Source organism: Flavobacterium sp. (assembly GCF_044368995.1).
Classification (GTDB): domain Bacteria; phylum Bacteroidota; class Bacteroidia; order Flavobacteriales; family Flavobacteriaceae; genus Flavobacterium.
Map to the genome: position 1 here is coordinate 1 of NZ_JBIPMS010000098.1, position 6,312 is coordinate 6,312.

Annotated in this window: 8 protein-coding genes; 4 read left to right on the plus strand and 4 right to left on the minus strand. The window is 32.2% G+C overall.

All coding sequences use genetic code 11. The features are described from left to right. Both ACIQ2I_RS07185 and ACIQ2I_RS07190 read left to right on the plus strand, forming a co-directional pair. Window positions 1-731, plus strand: a 731-nt coding sequence (locus tag ACIQ2I_RS07185) for a phosphoribosylformylglycinamidine synthase subunit PurQ (RefSeq protein ID WP_396181746.1), incomplete at its 5' end; no start/stop codon positions are given. Window positions 732-792: 61 nt separating this feature from the next. Continuing rightward, window positions 793-1,494, plus strand: coding sequence for a hypothetical protein (locus ACIQ2I_RS07190; RefSeq protein ID WP_396181747.1), 702 nt, complete (start codon window positions 793-795; stop codon window positions 1,492-1,494). 50 nt (window positions 1,495-1,544) lie between these two features. Here the strand turns inward: ACIQ2I_RS07190 and ettA are convergent, their stop codons facing one another. From ettA to ACIQ2I_RS07210, 4 genes are all read right to left on the minus strand, one after another. After that, window positions 1,545-3,236 carry an energy-dependent translational throttle protein EttA gene (ettA, locus tag ACIQ2I_RS07195; RefSeq protein ID WP_396181748.1) on the minus strand — a complete coding sequence of 564 codons (1,692 nt, stop codon included), beginning with the start codon at window positions 3,234-3,236 and terminating at the stop codon, window positions 1,545-1,547. 59 nt (window positions 3,237-3,295) lie between these two features. Next, window positions 3,296-3,472, minus strand: a complete 177-nt coding sequence (locus tag ACIQ2I_RS07200; RefSeq protein WP_396181749.1) for a CAL67264 family membrane protein — start codon at window positions 3,470-3,472, stop codon at window positions 3,296-3,298. 80 nt (window positions 3,473-3,552) lie between these two features. Then, a complete protein-coding gene (gene holA / locus ACIQ2I_RS07205; RefSeq protein WP_396181750.1) occupies window positions 3,553-4,554 on the minus strand; it encodes a DNA polymerase III subunit delta in 1,002 nt (333 codons plus the stop codon). 20 nt (window positions 4,555-4,574) lie between these two features. Then, window positions 4,575-4,973: a four helix bundle protein gene (locus ACIQ2I_RS07210; protein WP_396181751.1), complete on the minus strand. Its 399-nt coding sequence runs from the start codon at window positions 4,971-4,973 to the stop codon at window positions 4,575-4,577. A 41-nt stretch (window positions 4,974-5,014) separates the two neighbouring features. Here ACIQ2I_RS07210 and ACIQ2I_RS07215 point away from each other — a divergent pair, with 41 nt between their 5' ends. Both ACIQ2I_RS07215 and ACIQ2I_RS07220 read left to right on the plus strand, forming a co-directional pair. After that, a complete protein-coding gene (locus ACIQ2I_RS07215; protein WP_396181752.1) occupies window positions 5,015-5,458 on the plus strand; it encodes a type I restriction enzyme HsdR N-terminal domain-containing protein in 444 nt (147 codons plus the stop codon). A gap of 40 nt (window positions 5,459-5,498) precedes the next feature. Continuing rightward, on the plus strand, window positions 5,499-6,312 hold an 814-nt coding region (locus ACIQ2I_RS07220; protein WP_396181753.1), incomplete at its 3' end, for a glycosyltransferase family 2 protein.

Below are 6,312 nucleotides of genomic sequence, written 5' to 3' on the forward strand. Positions count from 1 at the left end.
GTGAGAAAGGAAGTAATTCTGAACGAGAAATGGCAAATGCAATGTTCTTAGCTGGTTTTGATGTAAAAGATGTTCACATGACCGATTTAATTTCTGGAAGAGAAAACTTGGAAGACATTCAATTTATTGGTGCTGTGGGTGGTTTCTCTAATTCAGATGTATTAGGTTCGGCAAAAGGTTGGGCTGGTGCCTTTTTATACAATGAAAAAGCCAATACCGCATTAAAAAACTTTTTCAAAAGAGAAGATACACTTTCTGTAGGAATTTGTAACGGGTGCCAATTGATGATGGAATTAGAACTCATCAATCCAGAACACGAAATTCACGGAAAAATGAAACACAACGATTCTCACAAACATGAAAGTGGCTTTACTTCTGTGAAAATTCAAAAAAACAACTCGGTGATGCTTTCTACATTAGAAGGCGCTACTTTAGGAGTTTGGATTTCGCACGGTGAAGGAAAATTCAATTTACCAATGCCTGAAAACCAATATAATATTGTTGCAAAATATGGTTATGAAGGCTATCCTGCCAATCCAAACGGATCGGATTATAATACTGCGATGATGTGTGACACAACTGGTCGCCATTTAGTAATGATGCCGCATATTGAGCGTTCTACGTTCCAGTGGAATTGGGCAAATTACCCTGACAGAAATCAAATAGATGAAGTTTCTCCTTGGTTAGAAGCGTTTGTTAATGCTAGAAAGTGGGTTGATGAGAGAAAATAAAATATAGATAATAGATACAAGTTGGCAGTAAGTTTAAAATAACGTAATACCAAAAAACAAAATGAAAAAAATTAAAATAATATGTTTTATTTTCGTTGTAGCTTTTATTCTTATTTCTTGTTCAGATGATAGCGAAGTGGATAATGGAATTCCTACAATATTAAAAGGGCACGTTTCAGATAACATTAGAGGTATTAATATAAGCGGATATAAAATTGTTTTGGTCAAAAGTTATTACGTTTATAATGGTTTGTGGAGTTCTGGTTATGCAAATGAAGTTATTGCTACTGCATATACAGATGACAACGGTGATTATTCAATTACATTTAACTATAAATTAAAAGAAGGAGAATCTTATGCTTTTTATGAACAATATTATGGAGATCCATATTATCCAGAATATTTGCCAGGAGGAATGGGAATTAAAGCTGGTAAAACAAATATTAATAATATAAACGCGTGGAAGCCAATTGCATTAAATTTAAATGTCCAAGTTTTAAATAATAACAATCCATCACTTAAAATAAGAAATGAAATTGATAATTCTTCAAGTTCATTTTTGAACACAGAATTTATTTATGAACAAAATATTTCAAAAACTTATTATTTAAGGAGTAAACCGAACACAGATATAAAAATTATATTTTGGTATTATACTGGTAATAATCCTGTGCAAGAATTACATCAAAAAACATTTTTATATCATACAACTTTAGATGACGTAAATACATTAAATTACACTATTGATTGTTCAACATTTTAATAATAAAAAAGGGCTGTTTCAATGAAACAGCCCTTTTACTTTATATCAAATTATCTAATTAATTTCTTGTATTTGATTCGGGTTGGCGTAACATCTTTACCTAATCGTTTGCGTTTGTTTTCTTCGTATTCTGTAAAACTTCCTTCAAAACTATATACTTGTGACTCGCCTTCAAAAGCTAAAATATGCGTACAAACTCTATCTAAAAACCATCTGTCGTGCGAAATAATTACCGCACAACCTGCAAAGTTTTCTAATCCTTCTTCTAAGGCACGAAGTGTGTTTACATCTAAATCATTTGTTGGCTCATCTAAAAGCAAGACATTCCCTTCTTCTTTTAGGGTCATAGCTAAATGCAGACGGTTTCTTTCTCCACCAGATAATGTAGACACTTTTTTGTTTTGATCACTTCCACCAAAATTAAAACGAGATAAATAGGCACGAGAGTTTACTTGACGTCCGCCCATCATAATCAATTCTTGTCCATCACAAAAGTTTTCCCAAAGCGTTTTGTTGACATCAATATTCGAGTGCGATTGATCTACATAAGCAATTTTTACCGTTTCACCGATATCAAAAGTTCCGGCATCGGCTTTTTGTTCGCCCATAATCATTTTGAAAATGGTAGATTTACCAGCGCCATTCGGACCGATAATTCCAACAATACCTGCTTGTGGCAATACAAAATTTAAATCGTCGTATAATAATTTATCACCAAATGCTTTCGCCACATTTTTGGCTTCAATAACATTGGTTCCTAAACGAGGTCCATTAGGTATATAGATTTCTAATTTCTCGTCTAACTCTTTTTGGTCTTCATTTAATAATTTGTCGTAATTCTGTAAACGTGCTTTCTGCTTGGTTTGACGACCTTTTGCACCTTGACGCACCCAATCCAATTCGCGTTCTAAATTTTTTCTTCTTTTAGAAACCACTTTTTCTTCTTGTGCCATTCTGTTAGATTTTTGTTCTAACCAAGACGAGTAATTTCCTTTCCACGGAATACCTTCTCCTCTATCTAGTTCTAAAATCCAACCGGCAACATTATCTAAGAAATACCTATCGTGCGTAACGGCAATTACAGTTCCTGGGTATTGTGCTAAATGTTGTTCTAACCAAAGTACCGATTCGGCATCTAAGTGGTTGGTTGGCTCATCTAATAATAACACATCTGGTTGTTGTAATAGTAAACGACACAAAGCCACACGACGTTTTTCTCCACCAGACAATATGTTTATTGGTGTTTCAGGGTCTGGAGTACGAAGCGCATCCATTGCAATTTCTAACTTATTGTCAATTTCCCAAGCCCCACAAGCGTCAATTCTATCTTGTAATTCTGCTTGACGATCCATAAGTTTTTCCATTTTTTCTGGATTCTCATAAACTTCAGGCAAACCAAAATCGTCATTAATTTTATTAAACTCTGCTAATAATTCAAACGTTTCAGCAGCACCTTCACGTACGATATCAATAACCGTTTTGGTTTCGTCTAAAAGTGGCTCTTGCTCTAAATATCCAACCGTATAACCTGGTTGAAAAACTACATCGCCTTGATAATTTTTATCAATTCCTGCAATAATTTTTAATAAAGATGATTTTCCTGAACCATTAAGTCCCAAAATACCAATTTTAGCTCCGTAAAAGAAACTCAAATAAATGTTTTTTAATACTGGTTTATCTGCTCCTGGATAACTTTTACTCAATTTTTGCATTGAGAAAATTACTTTCTTATCGTCTGACATATTTATTTTGTTTGTTATTTGGAATTTATTATTTGGAATTTGTTATTTACTGAAAGTCATTACATTCTTCCTTTTAAAGCATTGAATACCCATGCGTTAGCGAAAAAACCAACCCCAACGGCGGCAAATCCCCAACCTGCTACATCGTCATATTTATATATGGCTAAACCCATTATTAATAAACCCATAATAATCATAATACCCGTAGCCCAAGCTAAAACTTTATTTTTATTCATTTTTTTTAGATTTTTAACGTTTTGGATTGCAAATATCGTGTTTTTTTATAATTTTTAAGTAACAATGCTTCTTAATTTAACTAGTTGAAAATTTTATATACTAACTCCTTCAACATATCATCTTCTTTCATCGAACCAGAACCCACGCCTTTACTTTTTACATCCATATCGCGAATAATTTCAATAATTTGACTCACTTTTCGCATGGGATAATTTCTACTAGCTGTAGCATATTCATCCATAAAAAACGGATTGACGCCCAACACTTTTGCTGCATTAAATTTTGATTTATCTTTTAATCCATGGTATTGTAATAATTGAGAGAAAAAGGCAAACATTTGTCCGCTAATAACAACCATTGGATTGTCTTTTGGATTGGCAGCAAAATGATGAATTATGGCATATGCTTTTTGCTGATTTCTTGTTGCAAGTGCTGATTTTAATTCAAACACATTATAATCTTTACTAAAACCAATGTTTTCTTCAATGTTTTTTGGTGTAAAAATATGACCTTCAGGAAAAACAATTTTTAGCTTTTCCAATTCGTTATTAATTTTAGACAAATCTGTACCTAAAAATTCGGCTAACATAGCTGCTGCTTTTGGCTCTATACCATATTTCTGGCCTTTTAACACATTTACAATCCAATCTGGAACTTGGTTGTCGTATAATTTTTTACTTTCAAACCAAACGCCTTTGTCTTTTATGGTTTTAAATATTTTTTTTCTGCCATCAGGTTTGTCTCTAAAAGCAAAAACCAAAATAGTAGTCGGTTGTGGATGCAAGGCATACGCCTCAAACTGTTCAAATGTCTTAGCTAAATTTTGTGCTTCTTTCACTATAACCACCTGATAATCTGACATCATCGGGAAACGTTTTGCAGTTGATACAATTTCTTCAACAGTGGTATCTCTTCCGTATAAAACGACCTGATTAAAAGATTTTTCGTCTTCAGTAAGTACCGATTTTTCTATTAAATCTGAAATTCTATCTATATAGTAAGTTTCTTCCCCACATAAAAAATAAATGGGTTTGTAATTTTTAGATTTAATATCGCTAACTATTTTAATTATTTCTGTCATCTTGGTTTATTGTTTTTTGTTTATGGTTTGTTGTTAAACTTCAAACCTTTAATTTCAGAATTATTTAAATATTTCATAAATGCACCAATTTTGTTTTTTACTAATTCTATTTTTTCAGATGTTATACGAAATTGTTCATCAGAAATTATTTTTTTATCCAAAGATCGATATAATTGCGATTTTAATTCGCCGCACGAACCTTTTGAATAACTCAAGAAATTAATAAATTCTCTGTTGCCATTTCTTTCAAAACCCTCTGAAATATTATCCATAATTGAACCAGAACTTCTGTCCATTTGGTCTTTTAATGCATATCTTTTTCCTAAACTCGTCGTTTCAAACAAGATTTCAATATCTTTACAAATATCACGAGAAATATTCCAAATTTCTAAATCCTCAAATTTTTCTATTTTTGCCATACAACAATAAACTATAAACAATAAACAACAAACAATAAAAATTGAACAAGTTACATTTTCCATCTTACGCGTTTCGGTTCAAAAATAGTGAAAATAAAGTTGCTATTTTTGATGAAATTAGAAAAAAATTTGTGTTGCTAACACCAGAAGAATGGGTTAGACAACACACCATTCAGTATTTAATACAAGAATGTAAGTATCCAAAATCACTTATAAACGTTGAAAAACAAGTAAAAATTAACGGAATGAGTAAACGATATGACCTTGTAATTTTCAATTCGGATGGTAGTATTTTCTTGGTCGTAGAATGCAAACAACCTGATGTAGCTATATCTCAAAATACCTTTGATCAAATTGCACGCTATAATTTTACACTGAAAGCCGAATATTTAATGGTTACTAACGGAATAAATCATTATTTTTGTCAAATGGATTTTGAAAACGAAAAATATACTTTTTTGAAGGAATTGCCTAAATATAAATAATGAAAGAAAATCTAAAAATCCAATAATCTAAGAAGTCTGAATGAAAACAGCCGTAGTTATATTAAATTGGAATGGTGCCAAATTATTGCAGCAATTTTTGCCTTCTGTAATTCAGTTTTCGGAAAGTGCTACTATTTACGTCGCGGATAATGCATCTACAGATACTTCAATTGACTTGTTGAAAACTGAATTTCCATCTATAAAAATTATTGAAAACGCAGGAAATTATGGCTTTGCAAATGGATACAACGAGGCCCTAAAAAATGTGGAAGAGCCTTATTACGCCTTAGTAAATTCAGATATTGAAGTAACTGAAAATTGGTTACAACCCATCGAGACTATTTTTGACAACCAACCAAAAACAGCCATCGTACAACCTAAAATATTAGATTTAAAAAAGAAAACACATTTTGAATATGCGGGTGCCACCGGTGGTTTTATAGATAAATTTGGTTATGCCTTTTGTAAAGGTAGAATTTTTGATACTTTAGAAGAAGATTTGGGACAATACGACACCGAAACTGAAATTTTTTGGGCATCTGGGGCCTGTTTTTTTATTAGAAAAGAAGTGTTTAGAACCCTACATGGTTTTGATGGTGCTTTTTTTGCCCATCAAGAAGAAATTGATTTGTGTTGGCGGGCGAATAACTTAGGATACGTTGTAAAATACTGCCCCAATTCAGTCGTATTTCATGTGGGTGGCGCTACGTTGAATGAAACCAACCCAAAGAAAACATTTTTGAATTTTAGAAATTCATTGTTGATGTTGACCAAAAATCTTCCTAAAGATAAATTAGTTTCTGTTCTTTTTATACGATTATTTTTAGATGGACTTGCCGGTATTCAGTTGCTTT